This is a genomic window from Methyloversatilis discipulorum, assembly GCF_000527135.1.
Lineage (GTDB): Bacteria > Pseudomonadota > Gammaproteobacteria > Burkholderiales > Rhodocyclaceae > Methyloversatilis > Methyloversatilis discipulorum.
Genome location: NZ_AZUP01000001.1, coordinates 3,927,294 through 3,944,826, shown reverse-complemented (window position 1 = coordinate 3,944,826; position 17,533 = coordinate 3,927,294). Strand labels below are relative to the sequence as shown.

At 70.6% G+C, this 17,533-nt stretch carries 17 protein-coding genes; 5 read left to right on the top strand and 12 right to left on the bottom strand.

Annotated features, from left to right (window positions below; all coding sequences use genetic code 11):
• Positions 1-21 precede the first annotated feature (21 nt).
• Together METFAM1_RS0118400 and METFAM1_RS0118395 are read right to left on the bottom strand one after the other, a co-directional pair.
• Positions 22-1,218, bottom strand: a complete 1,197-nt coding sequence (locus tag METFAM1_RS0118400) for a methyltransferase (protein WP_019916974.1) — start codon at positions 1,216-1,218, stop codon at positions 22-24.
• 10 nt (positions 1,219-1,228) lie between these two features.
• A complete protein-coding gene (locus tag METFAM1_RS0118395) occupies positions 1,229-2,122 on the bottom strand; it encodes a polyprenyl synthetase family protein (protein ID WP_019916972.1) in 894 nt (297 codons plus the stop codon).
• Between the two features lie 142 nt (positions 2,123-2,264).
• On the opposite strand from METFAM1_RS0118395, the gene crtD reads away from it, so the two are divergent.
• Positions 2,265-3,755: a 1-hydroxycarotenoid 3,4-desaturase CrtD gene (crtD, locus tag METFAM1_RS0118390; protein ID WP_019916971.1), complete on the top strand. Its 1,491-nt coding sequence runs from the start codon at positions 2,265-2,267 to the stop codon at positions 3,753-3,755.
• Positions 3,752-4,699, top strand: a complete 948-nt coding sequence (locus METFAM1_RS0118385) for a carotenoid 1,2-hydratase (RefSeq protein ID WP_019916969.1) — start codon at positions 3,752-3,754, stop codon at positions 4,697-4,699. Before crtD ends, METFAM1_RS0118385 begins: the two co-directional genes overlap by 4 nt.
• A 10-nt stretch (positions 4,700-4,709) precedes the next feature.
• On the opposite strand, the gene METFAM1_RS21090 is transcribed toward METFAM1_RS0118385, so the two are convergent.
• A complete protein-coding gene (locus METFAM1_RS21090) occupies positions 4,710-4,850 on the bottom strand; it encodes a hypothetical protein (RefSeq protein ID WP_019916967.1) in 141 nt (46 codons plus the stop codon).
• A 51-nt stretch (positions 4,851-4,901) separates the two neighbouring features.
• Between METFAM1_RS21090 and bchO the strand changes: the two genes are divergently transcribed.
• Complete coding sequence (gene bchO, locus METFAM1_RS0118375; RefSeq protein WP_019916965.1) at positions 4,902-5,774, top strand: alpha/beta fold hydrolase BchO; 873 nt, start codon at positions 4,902-4,904, stop codon at positions 5,772-5,774.
• Positions 5,775-5,784: 10 nt separating this feature from the next.
• On the opposite strand, the gene METFAM1_RS0118370 is transcribed toward bchO, so the two are convergent.
• The 6 genes from METFAM1_RS0118370 to METFAM1_RS0118345 form a co-directional block, all read right to left on the bottom strand.
• A complete protein-coding gene (locus tag METFAM1_RS0118370; RefSeq protein ID WP_019916963.1) occupies positions 5,785-6,834 on the bottom strand; it encodes a phytoene/squalene synthase family protein in 1,050 nt (349 codons plus the stop codon).
• Positions 6,827-8,347: a phytoene desaturase gene (locus METFAM1_RS0118365; RefSeq protein ID WP_232419815.1), complete on the bottom strand. Its 1,521-nt coding sequence runs from the start codon at positions 8,345-8,347 to the stop codon at positions 6,827-6,829. Before METFAM1_RS0118365 ends, METFAM1_RS0118370 begins: the two co-directional genes overlap by 8 nt.
• 28 nt (positions 8,348-8,375) lie before the next feature.
• Complete coding sequence (locus METFAM1_RS0118360; protein WP_027490955.1) at positions 8,376-10,226, bottom strand: magnesium chelatase subunit D; 1,851 nt, start codon at positions 10,224-10,226, stop codon at positions 8,376-8,378.
• Entirely contained in the window at positions 10,223-11,242 is a 1,020-nt protein-coding gene (bchI, locus tag METFAM1_RS0118355; protein WP_019916960.1) for a magnesium chelatase ATPase subunit I, read from the bottom strand. Before bchI ends, METFAM1_RS0118360 begins: the two co-directional genes overlap by 4 nt.
• Positions 11,243-11,360: 118 nt before the next feature.
• Positions 11,361-11,996, bottom strand: coding sequence for a trimeric intracellular cation channel family protein (locus METFAM1_RS0118350; protein ID WP_019916959.1), 636 nt, complete (start codon positions 11,994-11,996; stop codon positions 11,361-11,363).
• Positions 11,997-12,024: 28 nt separating this feature from the next.
• Complete coding sequence (locus METFAM1_RS0118345; RefSeq protein WP_019916958.1) at positions 12,025-12,516, bottom strand: hypothetical protein; 492 nt, start codon at positions 12,514-12,516, stop codon at positions 12,025-12,027.
• Between the two features lie 231 nt (positions 12,517-12,747).
• On the opposite strand from METFAM1_RS0118345, the gene METFAM1_RS0118340 reads away from it, so the two are divergent.
• Complete coding sequence (locus METFAM1_RS0118340; protein WP_019916957.1) at positions 12,748-13,884, top strand: M48 family metallopeptidase; 1,137 nt, start codon at positions 12,748-12,750, stop codon at positions 13,882-13,884.
• Between the two features lie 16 nt (positions 13,885-13,900).
• Here the strand turns inward: METFAM1_RS0118340 and METFAM1_RS0118335 are convergent, their stop codons facing one another.
• The gene (locus METFAM1_RS0118335) at positions 13,901-14,323 is read right to left on the bottom strand and encodes a CBS domain-containing protein (RefSeq protein ID WP_019916956.1); all 423 of its coding nucleotides are present in this window, start codon (positions 14,321-14,323) and stop codon (positions 13,901-13,903) included.
• Positions 14,324-14,513: 190 nt separating this feature from the next.
• Here METFAM1_RS0118335 and METFAM1_RS0118330 point away from each other — a divergent pair, with 190 nt between their 5' ends.
• A complete protein-coding gene (locus METFAM1_RS0118330; RefSeq protein WP_019916955.1) occupies positions 14,514-15,416 on the top strand; it encodes a DMT family transporter in 903 nt (300 codons plus the stop codon).
• A gap of 55 nt (positions 15,417-15,471) precedes the next feature.
• On the opposite strand, the gene ssb is transcribed toward METFAM1_RS0118330, so the two are convergent.
• Both ssb and METFAM1_RS0118320 read right to left on the bottom strand, forming a co-directional pair.
• A complete protein-coding gene (gene ssb / locus METFAM1_RS0118325) occupies positions 15,472-16,005 on the bottom strand; it encodes a single-stranded DNA-binding protein (protein ID WP_019916954.1) in 534 nt (177 codons plus the stop codon).
• An 88-nt stretch (positions 16,006-16,093) separates the two neighbouring features.
• On the bottom strand, positions 16,094-17,440 hold the full coding sequence (locus METFAM1_RS0118320; protein ID WP_019916953.1) for an MFS transporter: 1,347 nt from the start codon (positions 17,438-17,440) through the stop codon (positions 16,094-16,096).
• Between the last annotated feature and the right edge of the window lie 93 nt (positions 17,441-17,533).

Sequence of the window (17,533 nt, the reverse complement as noted above, 5' to 3'; positions counted from 1 at the left end):
CTATGTTTACTCTGACGTGTGTCAACGTTTAATTACACTTTCTGCTTCATCGTGTGTCAGCGGTCGTGGACGCGCGACCAGCACGCAGGTCTGCAGCGGAATCCGCGTCGGCAGACGGCCGATCTGGCAGAAGCCGGCCGCGCGCAGCATGTCGGTCAGCCGCGCTTCGCTGCGCGGGCGGCCCCGCCCCATCGCCATCAGGTAGAAGCCGAAATAGGCGTCGCCGACCGGCTCGGCACCGGCCACGCCGGACATCGGTTCGGCGATCAGCAGCGTGCCGTCGGGTGGCAGCAGCGCGCGGATGGCGCGCAGCAGCTGCATCACGTCGTCGTCGTCGTGGTCGTGCAGCACGCGCACCACCGACACCAGGTCGGCGCCGCGCGGCAAGGCGTCAGTCTGGAAGGCGCCGCCGAACACCTCGGCACGCGCCGTCAGGCCCGCCTCGGCAAAGCGCCGGCGCGCCTGATTCGCCACCGCCGGCAGGTCGAACAGCTGCAGCCGCAGGTCCGGCGCGCGGCGCGCGGCGGCGCGCAGAAAGCTGCCGTCGCCGCCGCCGACATCGAGCAGGCAGCGGTGCATGGCGACCGGATAGGTATCGAGCACTTCGTCGGCCACCAGCGGCTGCGACGCCGCCATCAGCGCCGTGTAGTCGGCGATGCGACCGTCGTCGAGCGCGGCGGCGTCGGCATTGCCGGCATAGGGCCAGTAGCCGGACAGCGCGGTGGCGCCGGACAGGCCGCGCAGCAGCGCCACCGGATCCTCGAAATCGCGATAGACGCGCCCGTGGTGCTCGACCATGTCGGCGATGCCCGGATTGGCCCGCACGGCCGCCCCCAGCATGCCCAGGCCGTAGCGGCCACCGGCACGGCGCGACGCCAGGCGCAACGCCACCGCCGCGTCCAGCAGTCGCTCGGCGGCGTCGCGGCTGAGCCCGGTGCGCAAAGCCACCTGCTGCGCGCTCTGCGCGCCGTCGGCCAGCAGCTCGAACAATTTCAGCCGCACGCAGGCGAGCAGCACCTGCGAATAGACGAAGCCGGCGCACAGGTCGAACAGCGCACGCGCCTCGCGCCGCGCCTTGTGGCGCGTCAGCGGAAAGGCGGCCGCCCAGCGATGGAAACGCGGGCTGCTGAGCAGGCGCTCCGCCGCCTGGCGGATGCGCTCGACCAGGCTTTCGCTCGCCGTCACCGCTGGCGGCCGGAATGTGTCGGGCAGGTCCATGGCGCGATCTTCAGGCGGCGCAGTCGGCGATCTCTGCCGGCAGGAAGCGCTGCGCCTCCATCGCGATCACCGCGCGCAATCCGTCGGCGCCGGAACAGGCGGGCACCGCGTCCATCGCGTCGCTGACCAGCTGCTGCAGCCGTTTCACTGCACCCGGTATGCCCAGTTCGCGAGCGGCGCTCGGCCGACCCAGTGCGACGTCGCGGCCGATCGGCTTGCCGATGCGCTCCTGCGTCGATGCCACGTCGAGGATGTCGTCGGCCACCTGGAAGGCTTCGCCCATGCAGTCGCCGAGCGCGCGCCACGGACCGGGATCGGCCCCCGCCGCCGCCGCACCGGCCATGGTCGCCGCGGCAAACAGCGCGCCGGTCTTGGCCTGCTGGTACTGGCGCAGGTTCACGTCGGTTTCACATTCGAGCGCCTGGCCGGCGACGATGCCCGACGGCACGCCGACACCGCGACCGATGATGGACAGCAGCGGCAGCAGACGGTACGGCGCCTGCGCGCCGCCGCGTGCCATCGTCTGAAAGGCGAGCACGATCAGCGCATCGCCGGTGAGCACGGCGATGCGCTCGCCGAAGGCGCTGTGCACCGAAGGCTTGCCCCGGCGCAGCGGCGCATCGTCGAAGCAGGGCAGATCGTCATGCACCAGCGACGCGCAGTGCAGCAGTTCGATTGCCGCGGCGGCGTGGTCGGCGATCGACGTGTCGTCCTCGCCGCAGGCGCAGGCCGCAGCCAGACAGAGCCGCGGCCGGATGCGCGCGCCGCCCGGAAACACCGCGTGACGGATGGCCGCCGCCAGCAGCGGCGGGCAGCCGGGGCCGTCGGCATGCGACAGCGCAGCCACCAGCGATTGTTCGACCGCCATCCCCAGGGCCTGCTCGATGCGCTTCATTCCGTCCATGGCCTGTTCCCCCGCATTTGTCGGCGCGCAGCTGCGTCCGACGAGTTATCGCGCCAACTGTCAATCTTGATTGTCAGGCGCTGGTGTAATGTAATGTAGACATGACAGGTCGTAACGTCAATGAAGGTTTACAGGAGCCGACATGAGCGGACAGGACGTGGTGGTGATCGGTGCCGGCGTGGCGGGCCTGGTGGCCGCGCTCGAACTGGCCCGCCGCGGCCTGGCGGTAACGCTGACCGAGCGCGCAGGCACGCCCGGCGGCAAGCTGCGCGAGGTGCACGTCGCCGGTCTGCGGCTCGACGCCGGCCCGACGGTGTTCACGCTGCGCGAGGTGTTCGAGGACATCTTCGACGCCGCCGGCAGCGACTTCGCCACCCACGTCGGCACGCGCAAGGTCGAGGTGCTGGCGCGCCACGCCTGGTCGGCTGGCGAGCAGCTGGACCTGCACGCCGACGTCGAGCGCAGCGCCCAGGCCATCGGCGACTTCGCCGGCGCCGCCGAGGCGCGGCGCTTCGTCCGTTTCACGCGCGAGGCGCAGACCATCTACCGCACGCTCGACGACAGCTTCATGCGCGCCCAGCGCCCGGGGCCGCTCGAACTGGCGCGCCGCGCCGGCGTCGACATCCTGCGCATCCGCCCGTTTGCGACGATGTGGCAGGCACTCGGCAGCCACTTCCGCGACCCGCGGCTGCGCCAGCTGTTCGGCCGCTACGCCACCTATTGCGGCTCGTCGCCCTTCGATGCACCGGCCACCCTGATGCTGGTGGCCCATGTCGAACAGCGCGGCGTCTGGCTGATCGAGGGCGGTATGCACCGGCTGGCCGAAGCGCTGGCTGCGCTGTGCGTGCGCCACGGCGTGCAGTTCCGCTACGGCGAGCATGTCAGCGAGATCACGCTGCAAGGCGATCACGTGTCCGGCGTGCGGCTGGCCTCGGGCGAGTGGCTGGCAGCGCACACCGTGGTCGCCAACGCCGATGTCGCCGCGCTGCCTGCCGGCCACTTCGGCGACGGCGTGCGCCGCGCGACGGCGGCAGTCGAGCCCGCCGCCCGTTCGCTGTCGGCGGTGACCTGGAATCTGGTCGCTGCCACACGGGGCTTTCCGCTGCTGCGCCACAACGTGTTCTTTTCCGCCGACTACCGCGCCGAGTTCGATGACCTGCGGCGCCACAACCGGCTGCCGCGCGCACCGACCGTCTATGTCTGCGCGCAGGATCGCGGCGACGAGGCGCCACCCTCTCCACTGCCGGCCGAGCGCCTGCTCTGCCTGATCAATGCCCCGGCCGACGGCGACCGCCGGCTCGCACGTCCTGGCGAGATCGAGCGCTGTGCACATCTCGCCTTCCGCCAGATGGAACAGTGCGGCCTGCACGTCGAACGCCGCGCCAGTGCCTGCGTCACCACCACGCCGGAAGACTTCAACCGCCTGTTTCCCGCCACCGGCGGCGCGCTGTACGGCGAGGCCTCGCACGGCTGGCGGGCCGCCTTCCGTCGCCCCGGCGCGCGCAGCCGCGTGCCCGGACTCTATCTGGCCGGCGGCAGCGCGCACCCCGGCCCCGGCCTGCCGATGGCCGCGCTGTCCGGCCGGCTGGCCGCCGACTGCATCCTGCGCGACCGCACAGAGGCCCGCTCATGACTGCACGCGACTTCAACGCTCCGGTGCCGGCCGGCGGCTACCGCTGGTGGTATGTCGACGCCACCAGCGACGACGGCCGCTGCGGCCTGACGGTGATCGCCTTCATCGGCAGCGTGTTCTCGCCCTACTACGCGCTGGCCCGCCGCCGTCGCCCGGGTGCCGCCGACCCGCACGCGCACTGCGCGGTGAATGTCGCGCTGTATGGCGACAAGCGCCGCTGGACCATGACCGAGCGCGGCGCATCGGCGCTGCAGCGCGACGCGCACAGTCTGCGCATCGGCCCGAGCCGGCTGCACTGGAACGGCGCGGCGCTCACCATAGACCTCGACGAGATCGGCGCACCGCTGCCGATGCGCGTGCGCGGCAGCGTGCGTCTGCATGCGCCGACGCTGGTGCAGGACACCTTCGCCCTCGATGCCGACGGGCGCCATCTGTGGCTGCCGATCGCACCCTGCGCCCGGGTCGAGGTCAGGCTGAGCGAACCGGCGCTGCACTGGCACGGTGACGCCTATGCCGACAGCAATGCCGGCAGTCGCGCGCTGGAGGAGGACTTCACCCGCTGGCACTGGTCGCGCAGCAACCTGCGCGGCGGCGACACCGCGGTGCTGTACGACGTAGAGCGACGCGACGGCACGCCGCATTCGCTGGCACTGCATTTCGACGCCGACGGCGGCTGCCGCAGCTTTGCCGCGCCGGCAGCGCACGAACTGCCGGGCACGCGCTGGGGCATCGCCCGCGCGACGCGCAGCGAGGGCGGCACAACACCGCAGGCGCGCACGCTTGAAGACACGCCCTTCTATGCGCGCTCGCTGCTCGACACCTGCCTGCTCGGCGAGCCGGTGCATGGCGTGCACGAAAGCCTGGACCTCGAACGCTTCCGCAGCGGCTGGGTACAGATGCTGCTGCCCTTCCGCATGCCGCGGCGCAGCGCATGGGCCGCCTGAGGGGCCCTGGTCAGCGCTCCGGCGCTTCGTCCTTGCGGTCGCCCTCGCGCTTCTGCAGGCGGCGCACCGATACCAGCTGGTACACGGCGAACACCAGCACGCCGCCAAATATCAGCACCGCCTCGACAATGACCAGCGTGGTCGGACTCATTGCACGCCCTCCTGTATGGTTGCATCGACCGCCGTGAAACGAGCTGCCACCATGCCCGCAACCGAAAGCCTCGACTGGTCGCGCGATGGCGCCGACTGGCCCCATCGCGACGCCAGCCGCTTCGTCGACGCGGGCGGCGTGCGCTGGCACGTGCAGATCACGGGCAGCGGCCCGCCGCTGCTGCTGCTGCACGGCAGTGGCGCGTCGACCCACTCCTGGCGCGAGCTGCTGCCGCTGCTGGCACGCGAACACACCGTCATTGCGCCCGATCTGCCCGGCCACGCCTTCAGTTCGACCCCGACGGCCCATACGCTGTCGCTGCCCGGCATGGCGCGCGCCACATCCGCGCTGATGCGCGCACTGCAGATCGCACCGGCGGCGGTGGCCGGACACTCGGCCGGTGCGGCGATCGCACTGCGCATGCGGCTCGACGGCCTGCTGCCCGGACGCCACCTGGTCAGCCTCAATGGCGCGCTGCTGCCGCTGCCCGGCCTGGCCGGCCTGCTGTTCCCGCCGGCCGCCCGCCTGCTGTCTCTGACTCCCTTTGCCGCCGCCCTGTTCGCGCGCAGCGCGTCGCGCAGCGGGGCGGTCGAACGGTTGATCGCCAGTACCGGTTCGCACATCGACGAACGCGGCATCGCGCTGTACGCGCGGCTGGTGCGCTGTCGCGCGCACGTGGCCGGGGTGCTCGGCATGATGGCGAACTGGGACATCGCACCGCTGGCGCGCGACCTGCCGCGGCTCGACGCCGCGCTGACGCTGATCGCCGCGCGCGGCGACCGCACGGTGCCGCCCGACTGTTCGCGCCGGGTACAGCGCATCGTCACCGGCGCGCGCCTGATCGAGCTCGACGGACTGGGGCATCTGGCGCACGAAGAAGCACCCCAGCGACTGGCCGCGCTGATCGCCGAGGCGGTGCGGTAGTCCATTGGCATCAGCCGCCCTGCGTGCGTGCCCTGTCCTGCCGCTCCAGCCGCTCGAACAGGTCGATCAGCCATTCCAGTCGCTGGCGCGGCGTGCGCGACGGCAGGCGGTCGAGCCGCCCCTGCACGGCCAGCGGCAGCGGTGCCGCGCTGACCGCGTCGACCAGCATCGACACCTCCTCCAGTTCGGCGTAGCGCGCATCCGCCTGCCGCGCCGCCGCGCTCAGCGAGCCGGCCAGCAGCATCGTCTTGCGCCACGACGACACGACCGAGCGCTGCGACACCGAATCGTGGCCATTGGCCACCACGCCGCGGCCGATGTCGCGATAGATGGCGCGGGCCGCACGGATGCCCGGCCGGCAGGCCGGCGGCAGCTGTTCGATGCCGGCGGCGGCGCGCTCGTACAGCAGGTCGGCACAGCCGAGCAGGCGATCGAGCACCGGCACTAGCCGCGCATCGAACACCGGCTGCGCCAGCCAGGCGTCCGGATCGATGCCGGCCACGCGCAGCCAGCCGCGCGGCAGGTAGAGCCGGCCGCGCCGCGCGTCCTCGCCGATGTCGCGGGCGATATTGGTGAGCTGCATCGCCAGCCCGAGGTCGCAGGCGCGCGCCGCCTGTTCGCGGTCACGCACGCCCATCAGCATGGCCATCATGGCGCCGACGGTGGCCGCCACGCGGGCGCAGTATTCATACAGTTCGGACAGCGTTTCGTACTGCCGGCCGCGCGCATCCCAGGCGAAGCCCTCGATCAGCGCGTGCAGCAGTGCCGGCGGTATCGCGAACTGCACCACCACCCGCGACAGCATGCGATCAACCGGATCGTTGCGCGGCCGGCCGGCGCAGGCGGCGTCGACCCGCCGGCGCAAGGCCTCGACGGTCGCTTCGTCGGCCGCACTGTCATCGACCAGATCGTCGGCGATGCGGCAGAAGGCGTACAGCGCGCACGCCGGTTCGCGCACCGCACGCGGCAGCAGCAGCGAGGCGGCGAAGAAGGAACGCGAGCCGTCGCGCAGCAGACGGCGGCAGGCCGCCATGTCCTGGGCGGCGTCGTGGTCAGACATGAGACGGATCCGGCACCAGCCGGTCGAGTACGCGCGCCGATGACAGCACGCCGGGCAGACCGGCACCGGGGTGCGTGCCGGCGCCGACCAGATAGAGCCGCTCCAGTTCTTCGCTGCGGTTGTGCGGACGGAACCAGGCGCTCTGCGTCAGCACCGGCTCCAGCCCGAAGGCCGCGCCTTTCAGCGACAGCAGGCGGTCGCGGAAATCGATCGGCGTGGTGACGCGCGAGGTGACGATGCGTTCGGCCAGCCCCGGCAGCAGGGTTTCCGACAGACGGTCCGCTATCGCCTGGCGGTAGCGCTCCGCCTCGACCGTCCAGTCGGTGCCACTGTCCAGGTGGGGCACCGGCGACAGCACGTAGAAAGCGTCGCAGCCGTCCGGCGCCAGCGACGGATCGGTCGCCGTCGGCCGGTGCAGGTAGAGGCTGAAATCGTCGGCCAGCACCTGGCGCTCGAAGATGTCGTGCAGCAGCGCCCGGTAGCGTGGGCCGAGCAGTATCGTGTGGTGCGGCACCGCGTCGTAGCGGCCGCGCGTGCCGAAGTACCAGACGAACAGGCTCATCGAATAGCGCGCGTCGTCGAGGCGGCGGTCGGTCCAGCGCTTGCGCCGGGTGGTCGGCAGCAGATGCTTGTAGGTGTAGGCGGCGTCGGCATTCGACACCACGACGTCGGCCGTAACCGTTTCGCCGTTGCGCAGCCGCACGCCGGTGGCGCGGCCGTTGTGCGCGGTGATCTCGACCACCTCGGCATCGCAGCGCACGCAGTTGCCCTGACCCTCGATCAGCTTCACCAGCCCGCTGACCAGACTGCCGGTGCCGCCCATCGCGAAGTGCACGCCCCACTGCCGCTCCAGATGCGCGATCAGACCGTAGATCGAGGTGACGGTGAACGGGTTGCCGCCGACGAACAGCGGATGAAAGCTCAGCACGAAGCGCAGCCGTTCGTCGCGCACATGGCTGGACACCAGGCTGTACAGGCTGCGGTAGCTCTGCAGCTTCACCATCGCCGGCAGCACGCGTGCCATGTCTATCCAGCTGTCGAAAGGCACGTGGCCCAGCTGTTCGAAACCGACGCGGAAGGTGGCTTCGCTGGCCTGCATGAAGCGTTCGTAGCCGGCGACGTCGTCCGGCGCCAGCCGCGCCACTTCGCGCCGCATCGCCTCGGGGTCGCCGGAGCAGTCGAAGGTTTCGCCGTCGTCGAAGCGGATGCGGTAGAAGGGCGACAGCGGTCGCAGATCGACGTCGTCGGCCATGCGCCGGCCGCACAGCTGCCACAGTTCCTCGAACAGGAAGGGCGCGGTGACGATGGTCGGGCCGGCGTCGAAGGTGAAGCCGTCCTGCCGGTGCACGTAGGCGCGCCCGCCCGGCGCGTCGAGCCGCTCGAGCACGGTGACGCGGTAGCCGCGTGCACCGAGCCGGACCGCTGCCGCCAGCCCGCCGAAGCCGCTGCCTATCACCACCGCGTGCGGTGCGCTGCGGCGCACGCCGGTGACGGCCGGCGGCAGATCGTTCATCGAAGTCATCGCCGCGTACCGGTCGTGTTCATCGGTTCTGGCCGGCGGACTGCGCACCCGCCTGCTTCACCAGCTGCGAAATGCCCTGTGCATCGGCGGCGGACAGTGGCGCGTACAGCGCGCCCATGCCGGCCGCCAGCGACTGCGCCGACGGATGCGGCCGCGGCGAGGTGTCGATGAACAGCGTGCGCAGCGCCGATGCGCGCACCCGCCGCGCCGCCGCCTGCGCGTCCTGCTCGGCCTGGGCGCGACCGCCCTGGCCGTCGCGCGCGACATTGCCGCGGCCGTCGGTGAGCAGCACCAGGGTCGGCGTGTCGCCCTGCCGGCGCAGCGCGTCGGCCAGGCTCCAGCCGGCCTCGATGCCGGCCGCCAGCGGCGTGCCGCCGCCACCGGGCAGACCGGCCAGGCTGCGTTTGGCACGCACCAGCGAGCGGGTCGGCGGCAGCAGCAGTTCAGCCCGCGTGCCGCGGAAGGCGATCACCGCCACCCGGTCGCGCCGGACATAGCAGTCGGCCAGCAGCAGTTCGACCGCACCCTTGGCTTCGCCGAGCCGGTGCAGCGCCGACGAGCCGGAGGCGTCGACGACGAAGATGGTGGTGGTCTGCGTGCGCTGCCGGTAGCGGACGACGCGGAAATCTTCCGGTCGCACTGCCACCTGCGTCACCGGCATGCCCTGACGCCGGCGCAGCACCTGCCACGGCGCCGCGGCACGCAGCGTGTCGATGACGCTGAGCCGCAGCCCGCCGCCCGGTCGCCCCTTGCGTACGCCGACCGGCCGGCCGCGCTGGCCGTTGCCGCGCAGCGCGCCGGAGCGCCCGGCGCTGCGCGCCCGCGGCAGGCGACCACCGGCGAGCCTGATGTGCGCCAGCAGGTCGGGGCTGAGCACCGCGCGCACCGCGTCGAGCACCCGGTCTTCGAGCGGCTGTTGCAGATCGGCGGGGCTGTCGTCCTTCCGCTCGTCCCTCTGCTCGCCGCCCGCATCGCCCGGCGGCGGCGCGGCCTCGGCCGGCGTGTTGTCGGGCGTCTGGTCGGGCGCGGCGGACTCGGGTGGCACATCGGTCGGCGCTTCGGCGGCACTCGCCGGACACTGCGTCGCGCGCGGCGCCAGCACCAGCTGGGCGGCCAGCGTCACGTCCGGCTCGCCGACCTGGTCGCGCCCGTCGAGCGCGGCCGCGGCACGGGCGGCGCGCACTGCGAGCATGAAGGCGCGCAGCGAATCGACGCCGAAGGCCTGTGCCGCTGCACCGAGCGACTGGATCACCACCGGCGACACGCTGACCGTCGGCAGGCGCGCACGCGCGGCGGCGATGTGTCCGGCATCGAACGGCAGTTGCGGGCAGTCGCCGGCACGCAGGCCTTCGAGCTCGACGATGCAGGCGAGGCGATCGCACAGCGCGGCCGGCAGGTTCTCGTCGTCGCCTTGCGCCTCGTCCAGCGCGATGACGCCGAATTCGGCCGCCTCGCGCGTCTCCAGCCCGTCGCGCAGCATGACCACGACGCCCTCGTCCATCACCGCGGTCAGCCGTGCCGCCGCGGCGGAACTGATGCGCTCGGCCATCGCCAGCAGCACGACGCCGCCATGCGCCTCGACCAGCAGGCCGCGCTCGGCCACCGGTCGGCCGGCGCGCAGCGTGGCGGCGAGATCGAGCCCGCCGAGCAGGCGGGCATCGGGTGCGTCGAGCGGAATGCGGCGCAGCGGCGTGCCGGGCGGCAGCAGCGCGCGCAGTTGCGCCAGCCAGGCGTCGCGCGCCGGACCGGCCTGGGCGCGCAGCCGCACGCCGCCGCATCCGGCCGGGTCGAGCGCACACAGCGCGGCCGGCAACAGTGCGCGCAACCAGCGCGCCATCGTGTCCTCAGTCTGCATCGGTACCCCGCTCATGCCGGCAGCAGCTCATCGACCGCGCGCGCCACGCGCACGCCGGAGCCGGATTCGTCCAGTGGATCGCGGCGCAGCCGGTGGCGCAGCGCCGACGGCGCGATGCGCCGCAGGTGCGCGTCGCCGACCTCGTCGTCGCCGTCGTAGGCGGCCAGTGCGCGCGCCGCGCGCACCAGCGTCAGTTCTCCGCGCAGGCCGTCGGTGCCGAGCTGCATGCACAGCCGGGCCGCCTGTTCGAGCGCCGCATCCGGCACCCGCACCGTGGGCAGACGATCGCGCGCGCCGACGATGCGACGGCGCAGGCGGGCGTCGCGTCCGGCCCACTGCGCACAGAAGCCGGCGCGGTCACGCTCGAAGGCGTCGCGCCGTTTCACGACATCGACGCGGGTCGGCAGATCGGTCGGCGTGCTCACCTCGACCGACAGGCCGAAGCGGTCGAGCAGCTGCGGCCGCAGTTCGCCCTCTTCCGGGTTGCCGCTGCCGACGAGCACGAAGCGCGCCGGGTGACGCACGCTGAGGCCTTCGCGCTCGACCACGTTCTCGCCGGAAGCGGCCACGTCGATCAGCAGATCGACCAGGTGGTCCTCCAGCAGATTGACCTCGTCGACATAGAGAAAGCCGCGGTGGGCGCGCGCCAGCAGTCCGGGCTCGAAGGCCTTCTCACCGCGGGTCAGTGCGCGTTCGAGATCGAGGGCGCCGACCACGCGGTCCTCGGTGGCGCCCAGCGGGAGATCGACCACCGGCACCGGCACCAGCCGCGCACGTCGCGATGCGGCGGCGGCGGAACAGACCGGGCAGACCGAAGCCACTTCGTCCGGGTCGCACTGATAGGCGCAGCCCTCGACCGCGCGCATCTTCGGCAGCAGCGCCGCCAGCGCGCGTACGGCGGTCGACTTGCCGGTGCCGCGGTCGCCGAACACCAGCACGCCGCCGATGGACGGATCGACCGCCGACAGCAGGATGGCCTGCTTCATTTCGTCCTGGCCGACGATGGCCGAAAACGGGAAGGCTTGCGACATGGCGCACCTCGCGCGGAAGTCGGGCGCCATGGAAGATCGATGGCACAGCCGATAGTGTCACTTTATGCTGACACTTCAGATGTGTCTACAGATTGACGCTATACGGCGTGCGGCGCGCTCAGTTCTCGTCGCGTGGCCAGCGCGGTACCGACCAGCCGGTCATCACCGCCAGCAGCCGCAGGCCGGCGATCAGCGCGACCGAGACGGCCAGCGACACCAGAGGTGTCACCGCCAGCGCGTCCATGCCGAGGTAGAGCCAGGCACCGGCGAAGGCGCACAGGGCATAGGGCCGGTGGTCATGGAACACGTTCGGCACCTCGTTGCAGATGACGTCGCGCATGACGCCGCCGAGCACGCCGGTGACGACGCCCATCATGACCGACACGAAGAGCGGCATGCCCATCTGGTGCGCCAGACTGACGCCGGTGACCGAGAACAGACCTAGACCGAGCGCGTCGGGAATCAGCATCGCGCGTTCGGTAACGATGTCGCGGTGCTTGTGCAGCCAGGGCGCCGCCACCAGGGTGAGCACGAAGATGAGCCACACATAGCCCTGGTGCTCGACCCAGAAGAAGGGCCGACGGTCGAGCAGCACGTCGCGTACGGTGCCGCCGCCGAAGGCGGTGATGAAGGCCACGGCGAACACGCCGACCACGTCCATGCGGCGGCGCGCGGCTTCGATCAGACCGGATACGGCAAAGGCGAGCGTGGCGGCGAACTCGATCGCCGAAATGATCAGCTGGAATCTGGGCATGCGCCGATTGTAGGCGGCGCCGGCGTTTTCAGCGTTGTCGCGCCTCGAACACGTTGGCACCGGCCGGCGTCACGAAGGATTCGAGAAAGCGGGTGCGCTGGAAGTCGGCGACAGTCGGCGGATGAGCACGACAGGGCGCCTGCAGGAAGGGTGTATACATATAGACGGACATTTCGGGCGATTCGAAATGTACCCGGATCGACGGCGTGCGCGCCGCATCGAACTCCGGCGGCAGACCGACCTGCGCCACCAGCGTGTAGGCGATCAGCCTGTCCTTCCACGCCATCGCCACCAGCCTGTCGTGCAGTATTTCGTACTGCATGTAGTGCGGCAGCGCGTAGTTTGCGGGGTCGGACTCCAGCGGATGGACAAAACCGGCGGGACAGACGTAGCTGCCGAAGGGCCACACCGTGCCGAAGCGCCGCAGGCGTTCGCGCGCCTGGCGGTTGCTGCGGTCCAGCAGTTCAAGCAGTTCGAACTCGGCGAGCGGGGAATCGGGCTTGAACAGGGGAAGCGCCATGGTGAAACGGAGGCCGATGAAAATGACTGTTCCAGTCTATGCCGACCGTGCGCGCCGACATGCCCAACGCATCACGCTGATACAAATCGGCGCGAGCAGACGCCACATCGTTGTTTTGAACGGGGAAATTGCCTGATCGGGCTCAGATATTCGGCTGATTGCCGCGGCGCTGGCGCGCTGCGTATAAGTCGGCCCAATCCCCTCGCGTTTGCCCTGCCCGGAGCCGTCATCGTGAATGCGCACAGCCGACAACGCCAGCTTCGCCGCCTGCTCACGCTGCGCGCCACCCTCTGCATCGGGCTGCTCACCGCAGCGCTGGCCGGCTGCCTGCTGTCCGGGCTGACGCTGCTGCATGCGCTGGAAGGCGCCTCGACCGGAGCGGCTGCCGTGGCGCTGGTCGTGCTGCTGACCGTAGTCTGGGTCAGCGTGCGACTTTCCCGCTGGCTCTGGGTACCGACGCCGGACTGCGCGGGCATCGTGCTGCCGGACGCGCTGGCGCCCGGCTTCCGCCGGCGCATCGACCGCCTGTGCGCGCGGCTCGGCGCGCGCCGCATCGACCGCGTGCTGGCCACACCGGAGGTGAACGCCGCCGTCGTGTGCCGCCCGGCCTTCGGTCTGTTCGGCCCGATGCGCACGACGCTGCTGCTCGGCATACCGCTGACCCACTGCCTGACGCCGCAACAACTGTCGGCGGTGCTGGCGCACGAACTGGCGCATCTGTCGGCGCAGCGCGGCCGCCGCGGCGCCTGGGCCGCCCATCTGCGCACCTGGTGGCTGCGCTGTTTCGACCGCATCGACGAGGATGAAGGTCGTCTTGCACATTTCGCCCGTCGGCTGTTCGCGCGCACCGCGCAGACCGACCTCGAACAGTCCATACAGTTGTCGCGACTGGACGAATTCGAGGCCGACGCACTCGCTGCCCGCGCAGTCGGCGCGCCGGCGCTGGCCGGCGCGCTGATCGATCTGGCGCTGAAGGACCGCTTCCTGACCGAAAGCTACTGGACCAAGGTGATGGAACAGGCGCGCAGCAAACGCCGGCCGCGCATCCGCCCCTTCCGCGAAATGGGACTCGGTATGCAGGTGGGCTTCGTGCGCGACGAGGCGCTGGCCGATCTGCACGACCTGCTCGACGCACGCGCCGACACCGCCGCTTTCGACACCCACCCGGCGCTGGCCGAACGCCTGGCGGCGCTGGACATCGACCACGCCGACGGCCTGCCCGAGGCGCCCGACGGCCCGAGCGCGGCCGAGCACTACTTCGCCGACCTGCTGCCTGCGCTGTCGCTGGCCTTCGACCGCATGTGGTGGCTGGCCTCGTCGCGCGACTGGCGGCAGCAGTACCGCAGCGCGCGCGCCGATCGCCGCTGAATCGGCGGATCCCGAATCAACAGATCCTTTCCCACAGGCTGGTTTCGTCGCCCAGCCGTTCCAGTTCGGCGCCCTTGAAGTCACCGCGCGACACGATGCCGACGATCACGCCGTTGTCGACCACCGGCAGATGGCGAAAGCCGCGATCGTTCATTTCGCGCAGCGCGTCGATCGAGGTCTGGTCCGGCGCAATCGTGTGCGGATCCGGCGTCATCGCTTCGGCCAGCGTCATGGCCGGCGCGTGATGTCCTTCAGCAAGTATCCGCACCGCGTCGCGGCCGGTGAAGATGCCGACCAGCTTCTGCCTGTCGTCGACCACCAGTACCGCTCCGGTCCCCTTCTCGTGCATCAGCCGGCAGGCATGACTGACGGTGTCCTTCCGCTGCAGCAATAGCGGTTCCCTGTTCTTGATGATGAAGGCGATGTAGCGCTTTTCCATGATGTCTCCTGAAATGCCCGGGGCGAGTCCCCTTTGAATCTAGCCGCCGGCCGCTCGGCCGTCTTGAGCAGGATCAGGCGAGCGCGCCTTGACTGTGCCGCCGCACCGACCGGAACAGCCGGCAACACGACAGGGAGGCGGACCACGACACGCTCTACACTGAGGCCCCATCGCATCGATCGACATCGCAATGCCCCGCTTCGCCCCGTCCCCGCGTACCACCGGCTATCTCGCCGCTGCCGGTACCGTCGCCATCTGGACCGGCTTCATCCTGGTATCCCGCTACGGCGGCAAAAGTCCGCTGACCGCCTGGGACACGCTGGCGCTGCGCCTGGGCACGGCCGCACTGTTGCTGCTGCCCTTCGCCGGCAGTCTGCCGCGCGGCGCCTGGCGCGACGCGCAGCTATGGACGCTGACCCTGCTCGGCGGCCTCATCTACGGCCTGTTCGTGTTCGCCGCCTTCAAGTACGCGCCGGCCGCGCATGGCGCCATCCTGCTGCCCGGCATGCAGCCCTTCCTGGTCGCCGCGGCCGCCTGGTGGGTGCTCGGCTCGCGGCCGGGTGCGGGGCGCATGGTCGGCCTGGCCGGCATTGCGCTGGGCATCGCCTGCGTCGCCGTGCACTACACGGCGGGCGGTCACGCCTGGACACACGACATGCTGCTCGGCGACCTGCTGCTGCTCGGCGGCTCGGCCGCCTGGGCGCTGTACAGCGTGCTGGCGAAGAAATGGAGGCGCGACGCGTGGACGCTGACGCGCTTCGTCGCGCTCGGCTCGACCGCGCTCTACCTGCCGGTCTATCTGCTGTGGCTGCCGAAGGCGCTCGACCAGGTGCCGACCGGCATGCTGGTGCTGCAGGGTCTGTACCAGGGCGCGGGCGTCACCATCGTGGCGATGATGCTGTTCCTGAAGGCGGTGCATGAGCTGGGCGCCGAACGCACCGGCGCGCTGGTGGCGCTGGTGCCGGTGCTGGCCGGCGTCGCCGCCGCGCCGCTGCTCGACGAGCCGCTGTCCGGCTGGCTGGTCGCCGGCCTGATCTGCGTGTCGGCCGGCGCCTTCGTCGCCGCGCGGCCAGGGCGCGCGACGCCGCACTGAAAAAAAACGGCGCACCCGCAGGCGCGCCGTTTTCTGTCCGGACTGACGGTTCGCGTCAGAACGGGATGTCGTCGTCCATGCCACCGAAACCGCCGGACGAGGACGGCGGTGCCGACTGCGGCGCCGGCGCCGGGCGGCTGGGCGCCTGACGGGGCGCGGACTGGCGCGGTGCCTGATCGAAATCATCGCCACCGCCATAACCACCACCACCGCCGCCGCCGTAGCTTTCACCGCCACCGCCGCCGCCCGAACCCTGACGGCCGCCCAGCATCTGCATCTGCTCGGCGCGGATTTCGGTGGTGTAGCGGTCCTGACCTTCCTTGTCCTGCCACTTGCGGGTGCGCAGGCTGCCCTCTACATAGACGGCCGAGCCCTTGCGCAGGTACTGGCCGGCGATCTCGGCCAGGCGGCCGTAGAAGGACACGCGGTGCCACTCGGTCTGTTCCTTCTTCTCGCCGGTCTGCTTGTCCTTCCAGCTGTCGGTGGTCGCCACCGTGATGTTGCAGATCGCGTCGCCGTTCGGCGCGTAGCGGGTTTCCGGATCGCGGCCCAGGTTGCCGACGATGATGACCTTGTTTACTGAAGCCATGATTTTCCTCCCGCGAGATTCGTGTATTTCGTTTCTGACAGCGGCGCTGCGCACCGGACCGGCGCCGCGCCATTATTCCATATGAATTTCAGGCAACCACCGGCGCATCGAGCAGCCGGCGTACGTCCTCTTCGTCCCACAGCTCCAGATTCACCTTCAGATACGCCATCCGGCGCTCCCGTTCGACGCTGGCTTCCCTGACGCCCGGCAGCTCCAGCAGCCGCTCGCGCAGCCACTCGATGTCGACATGATCGCCGATCGCGTACTCGCGCAGTGCAACCACCGGCGGCGGCTGCATGCTGCGCGCCCACAGCCACCAGGCGACGGCCAGCGCGAGACAGAAGCCGAACACGCCGGCGGCGCCAAATCGCAGCGCAATCGCGCCGCCGATGGCACTGCCGGTCGCGGCACCGATGGACTGCGCGGTATTGAATACGCCAAGCGCCGCACCCTTGGCCGCCGGCGGCGCAATGCGCGACACCAGCGAGGGCAGCAGCGCCTCCAGCAGGTTGAAGGCGATGAAGAACACGAACAGCCCGCCCACCAGCACCCACATCAGATCGACCTGCGCCAGGAAAATGAATTGCGAGGCGATCAGCGTGACGATGGACGCCAGGAACACCGACTTCACGCGCGCCCGCTTTTCCGCCCACACGATGGCCGGCACCATGACGACGAAACTGGCCAGCACGATGGGCAGGTAGAGCGTCCAGTGTTCGGCCACCGGCACGCCCATCACCTCGACCAGCGCCAGCGGCACCATCAGGAACATGGCCATCTGCACCATGTGCACGGTGAACATGCCGAAATTGAGGCGCATCAGCTGGCGGTCGGCAATCACCCGCGCAAACGGTGTCGGCAGCACCACCGGCGCGTGGTCGGGGTCGGGCACCACTTTGAGCAGCACCGGAATCGCGGTCAGCGCCAGCACGGCGATGAACAGGAACATGCCGTCCATGCCCACCCAGCCGTACATCGCCGGCGACAGCACCAGCGAACCGGCGAACACGAGGCCGATGGTCGAACCGATCATCGCCATCACCTTGGTGCGGTGCTGGTCGCGCACCAGATCGGCGGCAAGCGCGGTCACCGCGGCGGAAATGGCGCCGGTGCCCTGCAGGATGCGCGCCGCGATCATCCAGTGGATGTCCGGCGCCCACATCGCCATCAGGCTGCCCGCCGCGTACAGCAGCAGACCGACGACGATGACCGGCTTGCGACCGAAGCGGTCGGAGGCGATGCCGAACGGAATCTGCATGAAGGCCTGGGCCAGCCCGAACACGCCGAAGGCCAGCCCGGCCATGAAGATGTTGTCGCCGCCCGGCAGCGTCCGCGCGAACACCGAAAACACCGGCAGCACGAGGAACAGGCCGAGCATGCGCAAGGCGAGAATGAATGCGAGCGCCACGCCCGCACGCCATTCGGTGCGGGTCATGCGGTCTGAAATAGGGGAAGTCATGGCGGGACGGCGAAGGAACCGCCGAATTCTAGCAAAGCCGCGGCCACTGCCACGGCCTCTCCGTCATCG

Excerpts from the sequence above, each read along its gene's own strand:
- METFAM1_RS0118400 (WP_019916974.1), bottom strand. The coding sequence starts at position 1,218 with ATGGACCTGCCCGACACATTCCGGCCGCCAGCGGTGACGGCGAGCGAA.
- METFAM1_RS0118395 (WP_019916972.1), bottom strand. The coding sequence starts at position 2,122 with ATGGACGGAATGAAGCGCATCGAGCAGGCCCTGGGGATGGCGGTCGAA.
- crtD (WP_019916971.1), top strand. The coding sequence starts at position 2,265 with ATGAGCGGACAGGACGTGGTGGTGATCGGTGCCGGCGTGGCGGGCCTG.
- METFAM1_RS0118385 (WP_019916969.1), top strand. The coding sequence starts at position 3,752 with ATGACTGCACGCGACTTCAACGCTCCGGTGCCGGCCGGCGGCTACCGC.
- METFAM1_RS21090 (WP_019916967.1), bottom strand. The coding sequence starts at position 4,850 with ATGAGTCCGACCACGCTGGTCATTGTCGAGGCGGTGCTGATATTTGGC.
- bchO (WP_019916965.1), top strand. The coding sequence starts at position 4,902 with ATGCCCGCAACCGAAAGCCTCGACTGGTCGCGCGATGGCGCCGACTGG.
- METFAM1_RS0118370 (WP_019916963.1), bottom strand. The coding sequence starts at position 6,834 with ATGTCTGACCACGACGCCGCCCAGGACATGGCGGCCTGCCGCCGTCTG.
- METFAM1_RS0118365 (WP_232419815.1), bottom strand. The coding sequence starts at position 8,347 with ATGAACGATCTGCCGCCGGCCGTCACCGGCGTGCGCCGCAGCGCACCG.
- METFAM1_RS0118360 (WP_027490955.1), bottom strand. The coding sequence starts at position 10,226 with ATGAGCGGGGTACCGATGCAGACTGAGGACACGATGGCGCGCTGGTTG.
- bchI (WP_019916960.1), bottom strand. The coding sequence starts at position 11,242 with ATGTCGCAAGCCTTCCCGTTTTCGGCCATCGTCGGCCAGGACGAAATG.
- METFAM1_RS0118350 (WP_019916959.1), bottom strand. The coding sequence starts at position 11,996 with ATGCCCAGATTCCAGCTGATCATTTCGGCGATCGAGTTCGCCGCCACG.
- METFAM1_RS0118345 (WP_019916958.1), bottom strand. The coding sequence starts at position 12,516 with ATGGCGCTTCCCCTGTTCAAGCCCGATTCCCCGCTCGCCGAGTTCGAA.
- METFAM1_RS0118335 (WP_019916956.1), bottom strand. The coding sequence starts at position 14,323 with ATGGAAAAGCGCTACATCGCCTTCATCATCAAGAACAGGGAACCGCTA.
- METFAM1_RS0118330 (WP_019916955.1), top strand. The coding sequence starts at position 14,514 with ATGCCCCGCTTCGCCCCGTCCCCGCGTACCACCGGCTATCTCGCCGCT.
- ssb (WP_019916954.1), bottom strand. The coding sequence starts at position 16,005 with ATGGCTTCAGTAAACAAGGTCATCATCGTCGGCAACCTGGGCCGCGAT.
- METFAM1_RS0118320 (WP_019916953.1), bottom strand. The coding sequence starts at position 17,440 with ATGACCCGCACCGAATGGCGTGCGGGCGTGGCGCTCGCATTCATTCTC.